General features: G+C 67.0%; 27 protein-coding genes. All 27 read left to right on the plus strand.

Annotated elements, in window-relative coordinates; genetic code table 11:
* Positions 1 to 99: 99 nt before the first annotated feature.
* The 27 genes from rpsJ to rpsK all read left to right on the plus strand — a co-directional run bounded on the left by rpsJ (position 100) and on the right by rpsK (position 13,567).
* Positions 100 to 408, plus strand: a complete 309-nt coding sequence (gene rpsJ / locus OXM57_01925; protein ID MDE0351441.1) for a 30S ribosomal protein S10 — start codon at positions 100 to 102, stop codon at positions 406 to 408.
* Positions 405 to 1,046, plus strand: coding sequence for a 50S ribosomal protein L3 (rplC, locus tag OXM57_01930; GenBank protein MDE0351442.1), 642 nt, complete (start codon positions 405 to 407; stop codon positions 1,044 to 1,046). Before rpsJ ends, rplC begins: the two co-directional genes overlap by 4 nt.
* Positions 1,047 to 1,052: 6 nt before the next feature.
* A complete protein-coding gene (gene rplD / locus OXM57_01935) occupies positions 1,053 to 1,772 on the plus strand; it encodes a 50S ribosomal protein L4 (GenBank protein MDE0351443.1) in 720 nt (239 codons plus the stop codon).
* Positions 1,769 to 2,056: a 50S ribosomal protein L23 gene (gene rplW, locus OXM57_01940; GenBank protein ID MDE0351444.1), complete on the plus strand. Its 288-nt coding sequence runs from the start codon at positions 1,769 to 1,771 to the stop codon at positions 2,054 to 2,056. Before rplD ends, rplW begins: the two co-directional genes overlap by 4 nt.
* Positions 2,057 to 2,072: 16 nt before the next feature.
* Positions 2,073 to 2,906 carry a 50S ribosomal protein L2 gene (gene rplB, locus OXM57_01945; GenBank protein ID MDE0351445.1) on the plus strand — a complete coding sequence of 278 codons (834 nt, stop codon included), beginning with the start codon at positions 2,073 to 2,075 and terminating at the stop codon, positions 2,904 to 2,906.
* A 3-nt stretch (positions 2,907 to 2,909) separates the two neighbouring features.
* Positions 2,910 to 3,194: a 30S ribosomal protein S19 gene (gene rpsS / locus OXM57_01950; GenBank protein MDE0351446.1), complete on the plus strand. Its 285-nt coding sequence runs from the start codon at positions 2,910 to 2,912 to the stop codon at positions 3,192 to 3,194.
* A 6-nt stretch (positions 3,195 to 3,200) separates the two neighbouring features.
* On the plus strand, positions 3,201 to 3,566 hold the full coding sequence (gene rplV, locus OXM57_01955) for a 50S ribosomal protein L22 (protein MDE0351447.1): 366 nt from the start codon (positions 3,201 to 3,203) through the stop codon (positions 3,564 to 3,566).
* Positions 3,566 to 4,510 (plus strand): 30S ribosomal protein S3, encoded by a 945-nt coding sequence (gene rpsC / locus OXM57_01960; protein MDE0351448.1) that lies wholly within the window; start codon positions 3,566 to 3,568, stop codon positions 4,508 to 4,510. The genes rplV and rpsC overlap by 1 nt, the downstream gene beginning before the upstream one ends.
* A 3-nt stretch (positions 4,511 to 4,513) precedes the next feature.
* Positions 4,514 to 4,930 carry a 50S ribosomal protein L16 gene (gene rplP / locus OXM57_01965; protein MDE0351449.1) on the plus strand — a complete coding sequence of 139 codons (417 nt, stop codon included), beginning with the start codon at positions 4,514 to 4,516 and terminating at the stop codon, positions 4,928 to 4,930.
* 29 nt (positions 4,931 to 4,959) lie between these two features.
* Complete coding sequence (gene rpmC, locus OXM57_01970; GenBank protein MDE0351450.1) at positions 4,960 to 5,160, plus strand: 50S ribosomal protein L29; 201 nt, start codon at positions 4,960 to 4,962, stop codon at positions 5,158 to 5,160.
* Entirely contained in the window at positions 5,153 to 5,410 is a 258-nt protein-coding gene (gene rpsQ / locus OXM57_01975) for a 30S ribosomal protein S17 (protein MDE0351451.1), read from the plus strand. The genes rpmC and rpsQ overlap by 8 nt, the downstream gene beginning before the upstream one ends.
* Entirely contained in the window at positions 5,407 to 5,775 is a 369-nt protein-coding gene (gene rplN, locus OXM57_01980) for a 50S ribosomal protein L14 (GenBank protein ID MDE0351452.1), read from the plus strand. The genes rpsQ and rplN overlap by 4 nt, the downstream gene beginning before the upstream one ends.
* On the plus strand, positions 5,775 to 6,080 hold the full coding sequence (gene rplX / locus OXM57_01985; GenBank protein ID MDE0351453.1) for a 50S ribosomal protein L24: 306 nt from the start codon (positions 5,775 to 5,777) through the stop codon (positions 6,078 to 6,080). Before rplN ends, rplX begins: the two co-directional genes overlap by 1 nt.
* Positions 6,081 to 6,086: 6 nt before the next feature.
* Entirely contained in the window at positions 6,087 to 6,680 is a 594-nt protein-coding gene (gene rplE / locus OXM57_01990) for a 50S ribosomal protein L5 (GenBank protein MDE0351454.1), read from the plus strand.
* Positions 6,681 to 6,696: 16 nt separating this feature from the next.
* Positions 6,697 to 7,002: a 30S ribosomal protein S14 gene (rpsN, locus tag OXM57_01995; protein MDE0351455.1), complete on the plus strand. Its 306-nt coding sequence runs from the start codon at positions 6,697 to 6,699 to the stop codon at positions 7,000 to 7,002.
* Between the two features lie 15 nt (positions 7,003 to 7,017).
* Complete coding sequence (gene rpsH, locus OXM57_02000) at positions 7,018 to 7,419, plus strand: 30S ribosomal protein S8 (protein ID MDE0351456.1); 402 nt, start codon at positions 7,018 to 7,020, stop codon at positions 7,417 to 7,419.
* A 2-nt stretch (positions 7,420 to 7,421) separates the two neighbouring features.
* Positions 7,422 to 7,967: a 50S ribosomal protein L6 gene (rplF, locus tag OXM57_02005; GenBank protein MDE0351457.1), complete on the plus strand. Its 546-nt coding sequence runs from the start codon at positions 7,422 to 7,424 to the stop codon at positions 7,965 to 7,967.
* Entirely contained in the window at positions 7,964 to 8,317 is a 354-nt protein-coding gene (gene rplR / locus OXM57_02010; GenBank protein ID MDE0351458.1) for a 50S ribosomal protein L18, read from the plus strand. Before rplF ends, rplR begins: the two co-directional genes overlap by 4 nt.
* A complete protein-coding gene (gene rpsE / locus OXM57_02015) occupies positions 8,307 to 8,897 on the plus strand; it encodes a 30S ribosomal protein S5 (GenBank protein ID MDE0351459.1) in 591 nt (196 codons plus the stop codon). Before rplR ends, rpsE begins: the two co-directional genes overlap by 11 nt.
* On the plus strand, positions 8,894 to 9,097 hold the full coding sequence (rpmD, locus tag OXM57_02020) for a 50S ribosomal protein L30 (GenBank protein ID MDE0351460.1): 204 nt from the start codon (positions 8,894 to 8,896) through the stop codon (positions 9,095 to 9,097). Before rpsE ends, rpmD begins: the two co-directional genes overlap by 4 nt.
* 117 nt (positions 9,098 to 9,214) lie before the next feature.
* Positions 9,215 to 9,673 carry a 50S ribosomal protein L15 gene (rplO, locus tag OXM57_02025; protein ID MDE0351461.1) on the plus strand — a complete coding sequence of 153 codons (459 nt, stop codon included), beginning with the start codon at positions 9,215 to 9,217 and terminating at the stop codon, positions 9,671 to 9,673.
* Positions 9,674 to 9,770: 97 nt separating this feature from the next.
* The gene (secY, locus tag OXM57_02030; protein MDE0351462.1) at positions 9,771 to 11,093 is read left to right on the plus strand and encodes a preprotein translocase subunit SecY; all 1,323 of its coding nucleotides are present in this window, start codon (positions 9,771 to 9,773) and stop codon (positions 11,091 to 11,093) included.
* Entirely contained in the window at positions 11,090 to 11,638 is a 549-nt protein-coding gene (locus tag OXM57_02035; GenBank protein ID MDE0351463.1) for an adenylate kinase, read from the plus strand. The genes secY and OXM57_02035 overlap by 4 nt, the downstream gene beginning before the upstream one ends.
* A 67-nt stretch (positions 11,639 to 11,705) precedes the next feature.
* The gene (map, locus tag OXM57_02040) at positions 11,706 to 12,479 is read left to right on the plus strand and encodes a type I methionyl aminopeptidase (protein ID MDE0351464.1); all 774 of its coding nucleotides are present in this window, start codon (positions 11,706 to 11,708) and stop codon (positions 12,477 to 12,479) included.
* Positions 12,480 to 12,625: 146 nt separating this feature from the next.
* Complete coding sequence (gene rpmJ / locus OXM57_02045; protein ID MDE0351465.1) at positions 12,626 to 12,739, plus strand: 50S ribosomal protein L36; 114 nt, start codon at positions 12,626 to 12,628, stop codon at positions 12,737 to 12,739.
* Between the two features lie 15 nt (positions 12,740 to 12,754).
* Positions 12,755 to 13,132: a 30S ribosomal protein S13 gene (gene rpsM, locus OXM57_02050; GenBank protein MDE0351466.1), complete on the plus strand. Its 378-nt coding sequence runs from the start codon at positions 12,755 to 12,757 to the stop codon at positions 13,130 to 13,132.
* Positions 13,133 to 13,174: 42 nt separating this feature from the next.
* Positions 13,175 to 13,567, plus strand: coding sequence for a 30S ribosomal protein S11 (gene rpsK / locus OXM57_02055; protein ID MDE0351467.1), 393 nt, complete (start codon positions 13,175 to 13,177; stop codon positions 13,565 to 13,567).

Here is a 13,567-nt window from a genome sequence, read left to right on the forward strand (position 1 = left end):
ACCGTAGGAGCAGGCACAGTCACCAAAATCATCGAATAACGGGAACGCAGGAAGAGCTACAGGCCGACACATCGGAATGGGAACCGGCAGGAAGACAGCATGAAAGAACAGAGAATCCGCATCAAGCTGAAGGCTTACGACCACCAGGTGGTCGACGAGTCGGCGCGCAAGATCGCGGAGACGGTCATCCGCACCCATGCCATCGTCCATGGGCCGGTTCCGCTCCCGACCAAGGTCCACCGGTACTGCGTCATCCGGTCGCCGCACGTGTACAAGGACTCGCGCGAACACTTCGAGATACGCACCCACAAGCGCCTGATCGACATCCTCCGGCCGACCCACAACACGATCGAGTCCCTCATGAGGCTGGACCTCCCCGCCGGAGTGGAAGTAGAGATCGAGACATGAGCCTGTCGGCAATCCTCGGAGAAAAAGTCGGCATGACCCGGATCTTCGACGATCACGCCCGCGCCATCCCGGTGACGGTGATCAAGGCCGGGCCCTGCCACGTCACCCAGATCTGTACCGAGGAGAACGACGGCTACTCGGCGGTGCAGATCTCCTACGGCGAGATCCCCGCCCGGAAGGTCAACAAACCGCAGGCGGGCCACTTCGCCAATGCCGGCGTCGCCCCGGCCCGCCACCTCGTGGAGGTGCGGGTCGATGACGGCTCCGAGTTCCAGCTGGGCCAGGTGCTGCGGGTCGAGGACGTGTTCGAGCCCGGAACCAAGGCCGACGTGACCGGAGTCTCCAAGGGGAAAGGTTTCCAGGGCGTGATGAAGCGCCATAACTTCCACGGGCAGGGCGCCAGCCACGGTGTTCACAAGGTGCACCGCTCGCCGGGCGCCATCGGCGCCTGCGCCACCCCGGCCCGGGTGATGAAGGGCACCAAGCTACCCGGACGGATGGGCAGTAAGCAGACCACCGTGCTCAACCTGGCTGTGGTCGGTGTGGACCCCGAGCGCAACCTGCTGGTGCTGCAGGGCGCGGTCCCCGGTCCCAGAGGCGGGCTCGTCTTCGTCCGCGAAGCGGTCAAGAACGGTTGATGGGCGATGGCTGATCTCGTTGCGCCCAGGTACGACTCCGCCGGTGCTCAGCAGGGCGAGGTGCTGCTCGACCCGGCAGTCTTCGGCATCACGCCCAACCGCGACGTGATGCATCAGGTAGTGGTGGCCCACCTGGCGGCCCGGCGTTCCGGAACCGCCCGCACCAAGACCAGGGCCGAGGTGAGGGGCGGTGGGCGCAAGCCATGGCGCCAGAAGGGCTTGGGGCGGGCCCGCCACGGCTCGATCCGCTCCCCCATCTGGGTCGGCGGCGGCAAGGCGCACGGCCCTCGCGACCGCAACTACGTCCAGCGGGCCCCCAAGAAGATGAAGGCGCTGGCCCTTCGGAGCGCCCTGTCGGCCCGGGCGTCGGAGGGCGCGATCAAGATCATCGGCGGGTTCGATTGGGAGGTGCCCAGGACCAGCCTGGCGGCCTCCCTCCTAAGCGAGATCGGGGCTACCGGTAAGGCACTGGTGGTGGTCGACCGCTCGGAGGAGATCGCGGTCCGGTCCTTCCGTAACCTGCCCCAGGTCATCCTCGGGCGGCCCGGGATGCTGAACACGTACGACGTTCTGTGGGCCGGCACGGTCGTCTTCTCCGGATTGGCCCTCGGGCAGGCTTCCACCGGGCCGGACGGATCCCCATCGGGCCGCTTCGACATCTCGGACGAGGACTTCGTCATGGAGAGCAGCGCGGCGCCGGCCGGGCTGGGAGGGGACGCCTCATGAAGGACCCGCGTGACGTGATCATCCAGCCCGTGGTCTCGGAGAAGTCGTACGACCTCATCGAGCGTAACAACACCTACACCTTCGTGGTGGATCGCCGGGCCCGCAAGGAGGAGATCCGTCGGGCGGTCGAGGTCCTGTTCGATGTTCGGGTGTTGAGCGTCAACACGCTGAATCGCAAGGGGAAGCGGAAGAGGACCCGGTTCACGGTCGGCAAGCGCGCCGACAGCAAGCGCGCCATGGTCACGTTGCCCATCGGGCAGACCGTGGACATCTTCGGAATCTGAGGCAGGTGAGTTCGAGATGGCAGTAAGGAAGAGAAAGCCCACCTCACCGGGGCGCCGGTTCCAGACGGTGTCCGACTTCGCGGCGATCACCAAGTCCAAGCCCGAGAAGTCGCTGCTGGCCAAGAAGAAGCGCTCCTCGGGGCGCAACAACCATGGCCGGATCACATCGCGCCACCGGGGCGGCGGCCACAAGCGCCGGTACCGGATCGTGGATTTCCGCCGTACTAAGGACGGGGTGCCGGCTCGGGTGGCGGCGGTGGAGTACGACCCCAACCGCAATGCCCGGCTGGCCCTGCTGCATTACGTGGACGGCGAGAAGCGCTACATCCTGCACCCGGTGGGAGTGTCGGTGGGAGACATGCTTGAGTCGGGCCCCAAGGCCGAGATCCGGCCCGGCAACGCCCTTCCGCTGCGGAACATTCCGGCGGGTACGGTGGTTCATGCCATCGAGCTCAAGCCGGGTGGCGGCGCCAGGATGGCCAGGGCAGCCGGAACGGGCGTCCAGTTGATGTCCAAGGAGGGGAACAGGGCGCTGCTGCGTCTGCCCTCGGGCGAGGTCCGCTACGTGCTCCTGGACTGCCGGGCCACCATCGGGCAGGTCGGCAATACAGAGGCCGAGCTCACCAAGCTCGGCAAGGCGGGCAGGAACCGCTGGAAGGGGGTCCGTCCCCAGACCCGCGGCGTGGCGATGAACCCGGTGGATCACCCGCTGGGCGGTGGCGAGGGGCGCTCGTCCGGAGGGCGCCATCCGGTTTCCCCGTGGGGCAAGTCGGAGGGCCGGACCCGTAATCGCAACAAGGCGAGCAACCGGGATATCGTGCGCCGCCGCAACAAGAAAGGCCGGAGGTAGCAGATGGCTCGGAGCCGCAAGAAGGGCCCGTTCGTGGACGAGCACCTGCTGAGGAAGGTGGAGGTCGCCAACAGCGCCGGCCACAAGCGGATGATCCGCACCTGGAGCCGCCGGAGCACCATCATCCCCGAGATGGTGGGCCTGACCATCGCTGTCCATGATGGCCGCCGCCACGTTCCCATCTACATCACCGAGCAGATGGTCGATCACAAGCTGGGCGAGTTCGCTCCTACCAGGACCTTCAGGGGACACGCCGGCACCAAGCGGGAAAAGGCTACGAGGCGGTAGGTCGAGATGAGAGCAGTCGCCCGCGCCCGCCATATCCGCCAGTCCCCCTACAAGGTGCGGGTGGTGCTGGACCAGGTCCGGGGCATGTCGGCCGCCGATGCCGAGGTGACCCTCCGGTTCTCCAACCGGAGAGCCGCGGAGCCGATCCTCAAGTGCATCCGCTCGGCAGTCGCCAACATGAATTCTAAGTTCGAGCTCGGCGAGGACCTCGACACGCTGGCCGGCGAGGTCCGCGTGGTCGAGGCCTATGCCGACGAGGGCGTGACCATCAAGCGCTTCCGGCCTCGGGCCCGGGGTCGCGCCACCAGGATCCGCAAGCGCACCTGCCACATCACCATCGTGGTTTCCGACGGCCGCGAGGAGGTCGACTGATGGGCCAGAAGACGCATCCCTATGGTTTCCGCCTCGGAATCGTCACCGACTGGAAGTCACGTTGGTACTCGGATAAGGACTACACCTTCCTGGCCAACGAGGACCACCGGATACGCGACTACTTGAAGCGCGAACTCAAGCGGGGGGCGGTGTCGCGGGTCGACATCGAACGCACCCGCGAACGCCTCCAGGTGGACGTCCACACGGCCCGTCCCGGCGCCGTGATCGGCCGCAAGGGCGCCGAGGCGGAACGGATCCGGTCAGGTATGGAGAAGATGACCGGGCGCCGGGTGAAGCTCAACGTGATCGAGGTCAAGGACCCCGAGACGGACGCCCAGTTGCTGGCCCGCGGCGTGGCCGACCAGCTGGAGAACCGGGTGGCCTTCCGGCGCGCCATGCGACGGACGGTGCAGACCGCCCTCAAAGCAGGCGCGGAAGGAGTGAGGGTGGAGTGCGCCGGCCGCCTGGGCGGCGCCGACATGAGCCGCCGCGAGTGGTACCGGGAGGGCCGGGTGCCCCTGCACACCCTCCGGGCGGACATCGACTACGGCCAGGCCACGGCCGCCACCAGCGTGGGGAGTATCGGGGTCAAGGTCTGGGTCTACAAGGGCGATGTGGTCGCCTCGCTCAAGACCACGCGCGAGCAGATGGCGCGCGAGGCCGCGCTGGCGGCCGGACGGCCGTCGGGCCGGATGACGCCGGCCAAGAGCCGGGCCGAGCAGCGAGCCGGTGGACGCGCCGCGCCGCGGGTGATCGAAGCCGGAGGGGGCAAGAGGATCATCGAGGCCGGCGGTGGCCGCAAGGTCAGCAAGGCCGAGGCCAAGTCGGCTTACGACAGCGTCCGGGCCGAGACCGGTGCGCCATCCGGGCAGGCCGGTGACGAGGGCGGGTCCGCCGCCAAGCCCGAAGACGATTCCGGTGCCGATGAGGCCGGGAAGCAGTAGACCATGTTGATGCCCAAGCGAACCAAGTACCGCAAGGTCCATAGGGGGCGGATGAAGGGTTACGCCAAGGGCGGCACGGCGGTGTCGTTCGGCGACTACGGCATCCAGGCGCTGGAGCCGGGCCAGATAACCGCTCGCCAGATCGAGTCCGCCCGTGTCGCCATCACCCGTACGGTTCGGCGGGGAGGGAAGGTCTGGATCAACATCTTCCCCGACAAGCCGATCACGGCCAAGCCGGCCGAGACCCGGATGGGGTCGGGGAAGGGGAATCCCGAGTTCTGGGTGGCCGTCGTCAAGCCGGGGCGGGTGATGATGGAACTGTCGGGCGTGGACGAGCAAATGGCGCGCGAGGCGATGCGCAGGGCCGGCCACAAGCTGCCGATCAAGACCCGGTTCGTAACCAGGGAACCTTTGGGCTAGCCCGGGAGACTGACTATGGAGGTAGCGGAATGAAGGCCTTGGAGCTGAGGGAACTCACCCCGGCCGAGCTGGACGAGAAGCTGGACGAGACCAAGGAGGAGCTGTTCAACCTCCGGTTCCAGCTGGCGGTCAGCCAGTCGGAGGACACGGCCTCTCTGGGCCGCCTGAGGCAGTTGGTCGCGCGGATCAAGACCGTGATGCACGAGAACGAGGGGATCGATCATGCCTGATCGGGCGCGGCGCAAGACGCGTGTGGGCGTGGTGGTGTCCGATGCCCGGGCCCGCACTATCACGGTGGAGCTCGAGCGGCGCACCCGCCATCGCCGCTACGGCAAGATCGTGCGCACCGTCACCAAGGTCCATGCGCACGACGAGGACAACTCTGCCCGCAACGGCGACCGGGTGATGATCATGGAGACCCGGCCCCTGTCGAAGACCAAGCGGTGGCGGCTGGTCGAGGTGCTGGGACGGGCGAGATGATCCAGCAGGAGTCCCGGCTCAAGGTGGCCGACAACAGCGGCGCCCGAGAGGTGTTGTGCATCCGCGTGCTCGGAGGGTCGCGCCGCCGGTATGCCCGGATCGGCGACATCATCGTGGCCACCGTCAAGCACGCCGCGCCCGGAGCGGCGCTCAAGAAGGGCGAGGTGGTCAGGGCGGTGGTGGTTCGGACCGCCAAGGAGCAGCGCCGCCGGGACGGCACGTACATACGTTTCGACGACAACGCGTGCGTGGTCATCAACGACAACCGGCTCCCTCGGGGCACCCGCATATTCGGGCCGGTGGCCCGCGAGTTGCGGGACCGGAAGTTCATGCGGATCGTCTCGCTGGCGCCGGAGGTGATCTGATGGCCATCCGCGAAGGCGACCGGGTCGTGGTGATCTCCGGCAAGGACGTGGGCGCCGAGTCGAGAGTGGCGCGAGTGCTGCCCCGCCAGGGCCGGGTGATCGTGGAGGGCGTCAACACCGCCAAGCGGCACCAGAAGGCCCGGGGACGCGAGCTGCAAGCGGGCATCGTCGACAAGGACATGCCCATCGACGTTTCCAACGTGATGCTGGTGTGCGGCGACTGCGGGCCGGTCAAGACCGGAGTCGGCAGGAGCGAGACGGGCCGCAAGTTCCGCCGCTGCGTCAAGTGCGACGGGGAGGTGTAGGCGATCATGGCCGCCGAGACGAAGTCCGCTCCGGGGGGTGACGTGCCCCGCCTGAAGCGCCAATACGTCGACACGGTCCGGTCCCGGATCATGGAGGATCTGGGTCTGGCCAATCCCATGCTGATCCCCAACCTCGACAAGATCGTGGTGAATATGGGCATCGGCGAGGCGGTGGGCGACCGCAAGCAGGCCGGCGCGGCAATGGACGACCTGGCCACCATCACCGGCCAGAAGCCCCGCCTGAATCGGGCCCGCCGGTCCATCGCCGGGTTCAAGCTACGGACCGGGATGCCGGTGGGCTGTTCGGTGACGATCCGGGGCAATCGGGCCTGGGAGTTTCTCGATCGGCTGATTACCATCGCCATCCCGCGCATCCGGGACTTCCGAGGCCTGAACCCGTCATCGTTCGACGGGCGTGGCAACTACAGCTTCGGGGTGAGCGAGCAGCTCATCTTTCCCGAGATCGACTACGACAAGGTGACGGCGGTCCGCGGTATGGACATAACCATCTGCACGACCTCCTCCGACGATGGGGGCGCCAGGGCTTTGCTGGAGGCCTTCGGTTTCCCCTTCCGGCGTCGGGCTGTTGCGACCAACTGAGATGTGAGGAAGAGATATGGCCAAGAAGTCGATGATCGCCAAGAACAAGCGGAGGGCCGAGCTGGTCGAGCGCTACCGGGAGCGCCGGGCCGAGCTCATCAGCGTCATCAAGGACCCCGATGCCACCTATGACGCCAAGCGGGACGCCTACGCGAGCCTGGCGAAGATGCCTCGCGACGCCAGCCCGACCCGGTACCGGAACCGTTGCGGCATCACGGGACGACCCCGTGGGTACCTGCGCAAGTTCGGGATGTCTCGGATCGCGGTCCGGGAGCTCGCGCATCGTGGCGAGCTGCCCGGCGTTCAGAAGTCCTCCTGGTAAGGGAGCGAGACCGCAATGATGACCGACCCCATCGCCGACATGCTGACCCGGATCCGCAACGCCAACATCGCCTTGCATGCCAGGGTGAGCATGCCCTCCTCGAAGCTGAAGGAGCAGGTCGCCAGGGTGCTGGCGTCGGAGGGCTATGTGGAGGGCTACGACGTGAGTCCGGCGGACCAGGGGAACACCCTGACCATCCGCCTGAAGTTCGCCGGCAAGGGCAATCAGGAGCGCATCATCCAGGGGTTGCGGCGTGTCTCCCGACCGGGCCGGCGCGTGTACAAGGGCGCCGACGACCTGCCGCGTTCCCAGGGAGGCCTGGGAACGGTGATCGTGTCCACATCCCAGGGCCTGCTCCCCGACCGTGAGGCCCGCCGGCGGCGTCTGGGCGGCGAGCTCATGTGTGAGGTCTGGTAGTCATGAGTCGGGTAGGCAAGGTTCCGATTCCGGTGCCCGGCGGGGTGGAGATCACCGTCTCCGGCCAGCAGGTGACCGTCAAGGGCCCGAAGGGTTCCCTGCAGCGGACCTTCGAGGACCGGGTGGGCGTCGAGGTGGTCGACGGCCGGTGCGTTGTCACCAGGATCAACGACGAACGCCGCAGCCGAGCCCTGCACGGGTTGACCCGGGCGCTGGTCAACAACATGGTGATCGGGGTCACCGAGGGATACCGCAAGACGCTCAAGATCGTCGGGGTCGGCTACCGGGCCCTGAGCCGGGGCGACGGATTGGAGCTACAGGTCGGCTACAGCCACAACGTGGCGGTTCCGGCCACCGACGGCATCTCCTTCACCGTTCCGGACGCCACCACCATCGTCGTGGAGGGTATCGACAAGGAGAAGGTAGGCCAGGTAGCGGCCGAGATACGCCGCGTCCGGCCGCCGGAGCCGTACAAGGGCAAGGGCATCCGCTACCAGGACGAGCATGTCGTCCGGAAGAGCGGCAAGGCGGGAGTGACAGTGCGATGAGCGGGGCACGATCACGGGCTCGGATCCGCCGTCACCGGCGGGTGCGGAAGCGGCTGGCCGGCACCGCGGCCCGCCCTCGCCTGGCGGTGTTCCGGAGCAACCGGTACATCTATGCGCAGGTCATCGATGACGGCCCCGGCCGGACGTTGGCAGCGGCGTCCTCGCAGGAGCCGGAGCTCAGGTCGGAGCCTCTGACCACCGGGACCGCCACCGAGGTGGGTCGCCTGATCGCTTCCCGGGCTGCCGGCGCCGGCATTACCAGGGTGGTTTTCGATCGGGGCGGGCATCCGTTCCATGGACGTGTGAAGGCTCTGGCCGACGCGGCGAGGGAGGCTGGACTTGACTTCTAGAAGAAGACGGCGCGACGGGGGCGTGGACTCCGGACCGCAATTCGACGAGCGGGTTATAGAGATCAACCGGGTCTCCAAGGTCAGCAAGGGGGGACGCCGGTTCTCCTTCACCGCCCTGGTGGCGTTGGGCGACGGGGCCGGACGGGTCGGGATCGGCTACGGGAAGGCCAAGGAGGTCCCCACCGCCATCCAGAAGGCGATCGAGTCGGCTCGCAAGTCGATGTTCACCGTTCCGATGGCGGGCACCACGCTGATCCACCGGGTCATCGGCCAGCAGGGCGCCTCGAAGGTGCTCCTGCAACCGGCGGCGCCGGGCACGGGCGTGATCGCCGGCGGCGCCGTCCGCCAGATTCTCGAGGCGGCCGGGATCCGCGACGCGCTGGCCAAGTCACTGGGAGCGCCCACCCACCTCAACGTCGCCAAGGCCACCATCGACGGCTTGAAGGGACAGCGGCGTCCCGAGGACGTGGCGAAGGCAAGGGGCAAGACCCCCGAGGAGATCACGCCTCCGGGACTGCTGGCCGCCTACCGCTCCACCGAGATGATGCGGGCGTCGGGCGGAGGAGGTAATCGATCATGAGCGGCGAGATGCTCCGGATCACCCTGCGCCGGAGCGTGATCGGCGAGAAGCACAAGGCCAGGGCTACCGTCCGGAGCCTGGGTCTGAAGAAGTTGAACGCCTCCGTGGAGCGTCCGGATAGTCCGGAGCTGCGGGGTATGTTGCATCGGGTGCGCCACCTGGTGGAAGTCCGGGAAGCGCGACCGCAGGAAACGAAGTAGGAACGAGGGCTCGCCGACGGGTCAAGTTCGGGCATGGGGTTCGCAGGCTGAGCAGGCCGGGGCGGACCGCAGTCCGGGGTCCGGAGGACGAGCCGGTTATCCGGAAGGGTGGCGTCCGTGGCTACCAAGACCAACCAACTGAAACTCCACCACCTCAGGCCGGCGGAAGGGTCGAAGCGGAAGAAGATCCGGGTCGGACGCGGCGAGGCCGGAAGGCGCGGCAAGACGGCCGGTAGGGGAACGAAGGGCCTCAAGGCCCGTCGCAGCCTGCGACCAGGCTTCGAGGGCGGCCAGACCCCCTTGCAGGCCCGGCTACCGAAGCTGCGGGGCTTCAAACCGCACAACCGGCAGGAGTTCACGGTGGTCAACGTCGATGCCCTCGACGGATTCCGCGACGGCACGACCGTCTCGCCGGCCCACCTTCGCGAGCAAGGGCTGGCGCGCAAACGCGGCAGGATCAAGGTGCTGGGCCGGGGCGAGATCAGCAAGGCCCTGACCGTGGAGGCGCATGCCTTCAGCAGCTCAGCCCGCACCAAGATAGAGGCCGCCGGTGGATCGTGCGTGATCGTCAGTTGACGACGGCGCCCGCGGTGGCGCGCTCCCTGGGCTATGGCCCGGGATCGACCTGCCGGGCTGAGGGCGCCCGCTCCGGGCTCGGTGGGAGCATCGGCCGATGCTGAACGTCTACCGCTACATGTTCAAGATCCCGGACCTCCGGGGCAAGATCCTGTTCACGCTGGGCATCTTCGCCCTGTACCGGTTGGGGGCCACCATCCCCGTGCCGGGTATCGAGCTGGACCGATTGGACGCGATGGCCGGGCAGCAACCCGGTGGCGCCTTCGGTCTGCTGAACCTCTTCTCGGGCAACGCCCTCGAGAACCTGTCAGTCTTCAGCCTGGGAATCCTTCCGTACATCACGGCCAGCATCATCATGCAGCTCCTGTCGGTGGTCATACCGCGCCTGCAGAAGTTGCAGGACGAGGGTGAGTCGGGCCGGGCCGTCATCACCAAGTGGACCCGGTACCTGACCGTGATCCTGGCGCTGCTCCAGTCGACCGGCATCACCTACCTCTTCAGCCGGGGGAGCAGCTTCACCGGCGGGATCGTGCTGATCGAGGACTACACGCCCACCCGGGTGGTGCTGATGGTCGTGACGATGACGGCGGGCACGGCCTTCGTCATGTGGCTGGGCGAGTTGATCACCCAGCGCGGGGTCGGCAACGGGATGTCGTTGCTGATCTTCATCAGCATCGTGGCCGCCCTGCCCAGCCAGTTCACCCTGATCTGGCAGTACACGATTCCCACCGGCCGGGCGCCCATTTTCGTGCTGATAATCGCCCTGTTCATCCTGATGGTGGTGGGCATCCTGTTCGTGGAACAAGGCCAGCGGCGGATCCCCATCCAGTTCGCCAAGCGGATCCGGGGGCGCCGGGTGATGGGCGGCCAGAGCACCTACATCCCGCTGAAGATCAACATGGCCGGTGTGATCCCGGTGATCTTCGCCACCTCGATCCTGTTCTTCCCGGTGCTGATCTCCACCTCCATTCCCAGCACGGAGGGGTTCTTCTCGTCGGTGAGGGACTTCATCAACGTCCACCTGGCGCCGTCCGGCTACGCGAGCGGTGCCACCAGCTGGTTCTACATCGGCGTGCTGTTCTTCCTGATCGTGTTCTTCACCTACTTCTACACCGCCATCCAGTTCGATCCGGCGCGCCAGTCCGAGATGATCCAGCGCCAGGGCGGTTTCATCCCCGGCCAGCGGCCCGGCCAGCAGACCTCTCGCTACCTGGGGCGGATCCTCAACCGGATCACGCTGCCCGGCTCGGTCTTCCTAGGGCTCATCGCCATCCTGCCGGCCGTGGCCTCGGCCATATGGGCGATCCCGGTCGGGTTCTCGGGCGTGTCGATCCTCATCGTGGTCGGCGTGGCCCTGGAGACGATGAAGCAGATCGAGAGCCAGCTCACCATGAGGAACTACGAGGGATTCTTGACGTGAGAATCCTCTTCCTGGGAGCCCCCGGCGTCGGCAAGGGCACCCAGGCCGAGCGGGTCGGTGAGGCTTTGGGCATCCCGCACATCTCGACCGGTGAGATGTTCCGGCGCCACGTCGGGTCGAGGACGCCGCTGGGTCTGCGGGTCGAGGAGATCCTGGCCCGCGGCGACCTGGTTCCCGACGTTCTCACGGTGGAGATGATCCTGGAACGTCTGCGTGAGGCCGACACGGTCCGCGGCTACATCCTGGACGGATTCCCCCGCAACCTCGCCCAGGTCCACGCGCTCGACGGGGCCATCGGGGACTACGCGCTCGACGCGGTGGTGGTCCTCGAGGCCTCGGACGCGGTGCTCACCGAGCGGGTAATGGCCCGTGGCAGGGCGGATGACACCGAGGCGTCCGTGAGCAACCGGTTGGACGTGTACGAGCGGGAGACGGCGCCCCTGATCCACGTGTACGGGCAGCGAGAGCTCGTCGTGAGGGTGGACGGGACCGGCGAGATCGAGGAGATCACCGCCAAGATCCTGACTGCCCTGGCCGCGCTCTAGTCGCGTTTACCGGGTTGCCGGAAATGTCTTCCCTGTCACGGAGCGCAGCGAGCACCGGGTACGGCCGATGATCACCATCAAGAACAAGCGCCAGTTCGCCAAGATGGCCGAGGCGGGACGTTGCGTGGCCGCCGTTCACGAGGCCGTCGTCGAGGCTGCCGAGGTGGGCGCCACGCTGAGGTCCCTGGATCTGATCGCGGCCGAGGTTATAAACGGATGGGGCTGCCGGCCCTCCTTCCTGGGCTACCAGGGGTTTCCGGCTCACACGTGCATTTCGCCCAACGAGGTGATCGTGCATGGAATCCCGGGGGACTACCGGCTCGGCGAGGGCGACATCCTCTCGATCGATGCCGGTGCGATCTACCAGGGGTACCACGCCGATGCCGCCCTCACCGTCCCGATCGGTGAGGTGGACGAGGAGGCCGCCCGGCTGATCGAGGTCACGCGCCGCGCCCTCTGGGCAGGCATCGATCAGGTCCACCCCGGTAGGAAGGTGGGCGACATCGGCCATGCGGTGGAGACGGCGGCGGAACCGTACGGATACGGTGTGGTCTGCCAGTACGTGGGGCATGGCATCGGGCGTGCCATGCACGAGGGCCCGCAGATACCGAACCACGGGCCTCCGGGCAAGGGATACCGGTTGAGGACGGGCATGGCCGTCTGCGTGGAGCCCATGTTCAACCTGGGGACGCCGGATACAGTGACCGCCGACGACGGGTGGACCGTGCTCACGGCCGACGGCCGGCGGTCCGCTCACTTCGAGCACACGGTGGCGCTGACCGCCGACGGACCCATGGTTCTCACGGTTAGTGACTTGCTCACAGCCCGTCCGGTCGGGTAGAATCGTCCGTCGGTCATGTGTGCCGACCGGTCTGGCGCGGGCACCCCAACTTTGGCGGTGATGGTTACGCATGCGGTTCAGTTCTGTGTCTGAGCCGGCGCCGGAACGATCGCAGTGAATCGACGGTTAACTCCGAAGGGCGAACGGTGAAGGTACGTCCCTCCACAAAGAAGATGTGCGACAACTGTCGCCTGATCAAGCGCCGCCGGCGGGTGTGGGTGGTGTGTTCCAATCCGCGCCACAAGCAGCGGCAGGGTTGAGGGGGTAATGCTCTCATGGCGCGCATAGCCGGAGTCGACCTTCCACGGCAGAAGCGGCTCGAGATCGGCCTGACCTACATTTACGGCATCGGCGTCAATACCGCTCGGGATATGTGCCACCGGCTGCGGATCGATCCCGACACCAAGGTGCACGAGCTCAACGACGACGAGGTGAGCCGGATCCGCACCTACATCCAGTCCAACCTCCGCGTCGAGGGTGACCTGCGCCGGGTGGTCGCCCAGAACATCAAGCGCAAGATGGAAATCGGTTGCTACCAGGGCCTCCGGCATCGGCGAGGCCTCCCGGTACGCGGCCAGCGGACCCACACCAACGGGCGGACCCGCAAGGGCCGGCGCATGGCGGTCGCCGGCAAGAAGAAGGTGAAGAAGTGACTTCGGGCAGGGTTGGTCGTGAAGTGAGTTGCGGAGGTCGCGTTGGCTAGAAGGCAAGGGAAGCGGGTAAGGCGGCGCGAGCGCAAGAACATAGCGTTCGGCCAGGCGCACATCAGGGCCAGCTTCAACAACACCATCATCAACATCACCGACGTGAACGGCAACACGATCGTGTGGACGTCCGGTGGGTCGGTGGGGTTCAAGGGCTCCCGCAAGTCGACGCCGTACGCGGCCCAGGTGGCTGCCGAGGAAGCCTCCCGCCGGGCCGGGGAGCACGGCATCAGGAAGTTGGAAGTGATCGTCAGCGGGAACGGATCGGGACGGGATACCGCGGTCCGCACCCTCACGAACATGGGCCTCGAAGTCTCGAGCGTTCGGGACGTAACGCCGTTGCCTCACAACGGCTGCCGGCCCAAGAAGCGCCGGAGGGGATGA

It is taken from the genome of bacterium, from assembly GCA_028820935.1.
Classification (GTDB): domain Bacteria; phylum Actinomycetota; class Acidimicrobiia; order Spongiisociales; family Spongiisociaceae; genus Spongiisocius.

Bases quoted from the DNA above. Each gene is read 5' to 3' on its own strand.
- rpmD (MDE0351460.1), top strand. From the start codon at position 8,894: ATGAGCGGCGAGATGCTCCGGATCACCCTGCGCCGGAGCGTGATCGGC.
- rpsM (MDE0351466.1), top strand. From the start codon at position 12,755: ATGGCGCGCATAGCCGGAGTCGACCTTCCACGGCAGAAGCGGCTCGAG.
- rplN (MDE0351452.1), top strand. From the start codon at position 5,407: ATGATCCAGCAGGAGTCCCGGCTCAAGGTGGCCGACAACAGCGGCGCC.
- rpsJ (MDE0351441.1), top strand. From the start codon at position 100: ATGAAAGAACAGAGAATCCGCATCAAGCTGAAGGCTTACGACCACCAG.
- rpsC (MDE0351448.1), top strand. From the start codon at position 3,566: ATGGGCCAGAAGACGCATCCCTATGGTTTCCGCCTCGGAATCGTCACC.
- map (MDE0351464.1), top strand. From the start codon at position 11,706: ATGATCACCATCAAGAACAAGCGCCAGTTCGCCAAGATGGCCGAGGCG.
- rpsQ (MDE0351451.1), top strand. From the start codon at position 5,153: ATGCCTGATCGGGCGCGGCGCAAGACGCGTGTGGGCGTGGTGGTGTCC.
- rplB (MDE0351445.1), top strand. From the start codon at position 2,073: ATGGCAGTAAGGAAGAGAAAGCCCACCTCACCGGGGCGCCGGTTCCAG.
- rpsN (MDE0351455.1), top strand. From the start codon at position 6,697: ATGGCCAAGAAGTCGATGATCGCCAAGAACAAGCGGAGGGCCGAGCTG.
- rplX (MDE0351453.1), top strand. From the start codon at position 5,775: ATGGCCATCCGCGAAGGCGACCGGGTCGTGGTGATCTCCGGCAAGGAC.
- rplV (MDE0351447.1), top strand. From the start codon at position 3,201: ATGAGAGCAGTCGCCCGCGCCCGCCATATCCGCCAGTCCCCCTACAAG.
- rplP (MDE0351449.1), top strand. From the start codon at position 4,514: ATGTTGATGCCCAAGCGAACCAAGTACCGCAAGGTCCATAGGGGGCGG.
- rpmC (MDE0351450.1), top strand. From the start codon at position 4,960: ATGAAGGCCTTGGAGCTGAGGGAACTCACCCCGGCCGAGCTGGACGAG.
- rplF (MDE0351457.1), top strand. From the start codon at position 7,422: ATGAGTCGGGTAGGCAAGGTTCCGATTCCGGTGCCCGGCGGGGTGGAG.
- rplW (MDE0351444.1), top strand. From the start codon at position 1,769: ATGAAGGACCCGCGTGACGTGATCATCCAGCCCGTGGTCTCGGAGAAG.
- rplR (MDE0351458.1), top strand. From the start codon at position 7,964: ATGAGCGGGGCACGATCACGGGCTCGGATCCGCCGTCACCGGCGGGTG.
- rplE (MDE0351454.1), top strand. From the start codon at position 6,087: ATGGCCGCCGAGACGAAGTCCGCTCCGGGGGGTGACGTGCCCCGCCTG.
- rpsH (MDE0351456.1), top strand. From the start codon at position 7,018: ATGATGACCGACCCCATCGCCGACATGCTGACCCGGATCCGCAACGCC.
- rpsS (MDE0351446.1), top strand. From the start codon at position 2,910: ATGGCTCGGAGCCGCAAGAAGGGCCCGTTCGTGGACGAGCACCTGCTG.
- rplD (MDE0351443.1), top strand. From the start codon at position 1,053: ATGGCTGATCTCGTTGCGCCCAGGTACGACTCCGCCGGTGCTCAGCAG.
- rplC (MDE0351442.1), top strand. From the start codon at position 405: ATGAGCCTGTCGGCAATCCTCGGAGAAAAAGTCGGCATGACCCGGATC.
- secY (MDE0351462.1), top strand. From the start codon at position 9,771: ATGCTGAACGTCTACCGCTACATGTTCAAGATCCCGGACCTCCGGGGC.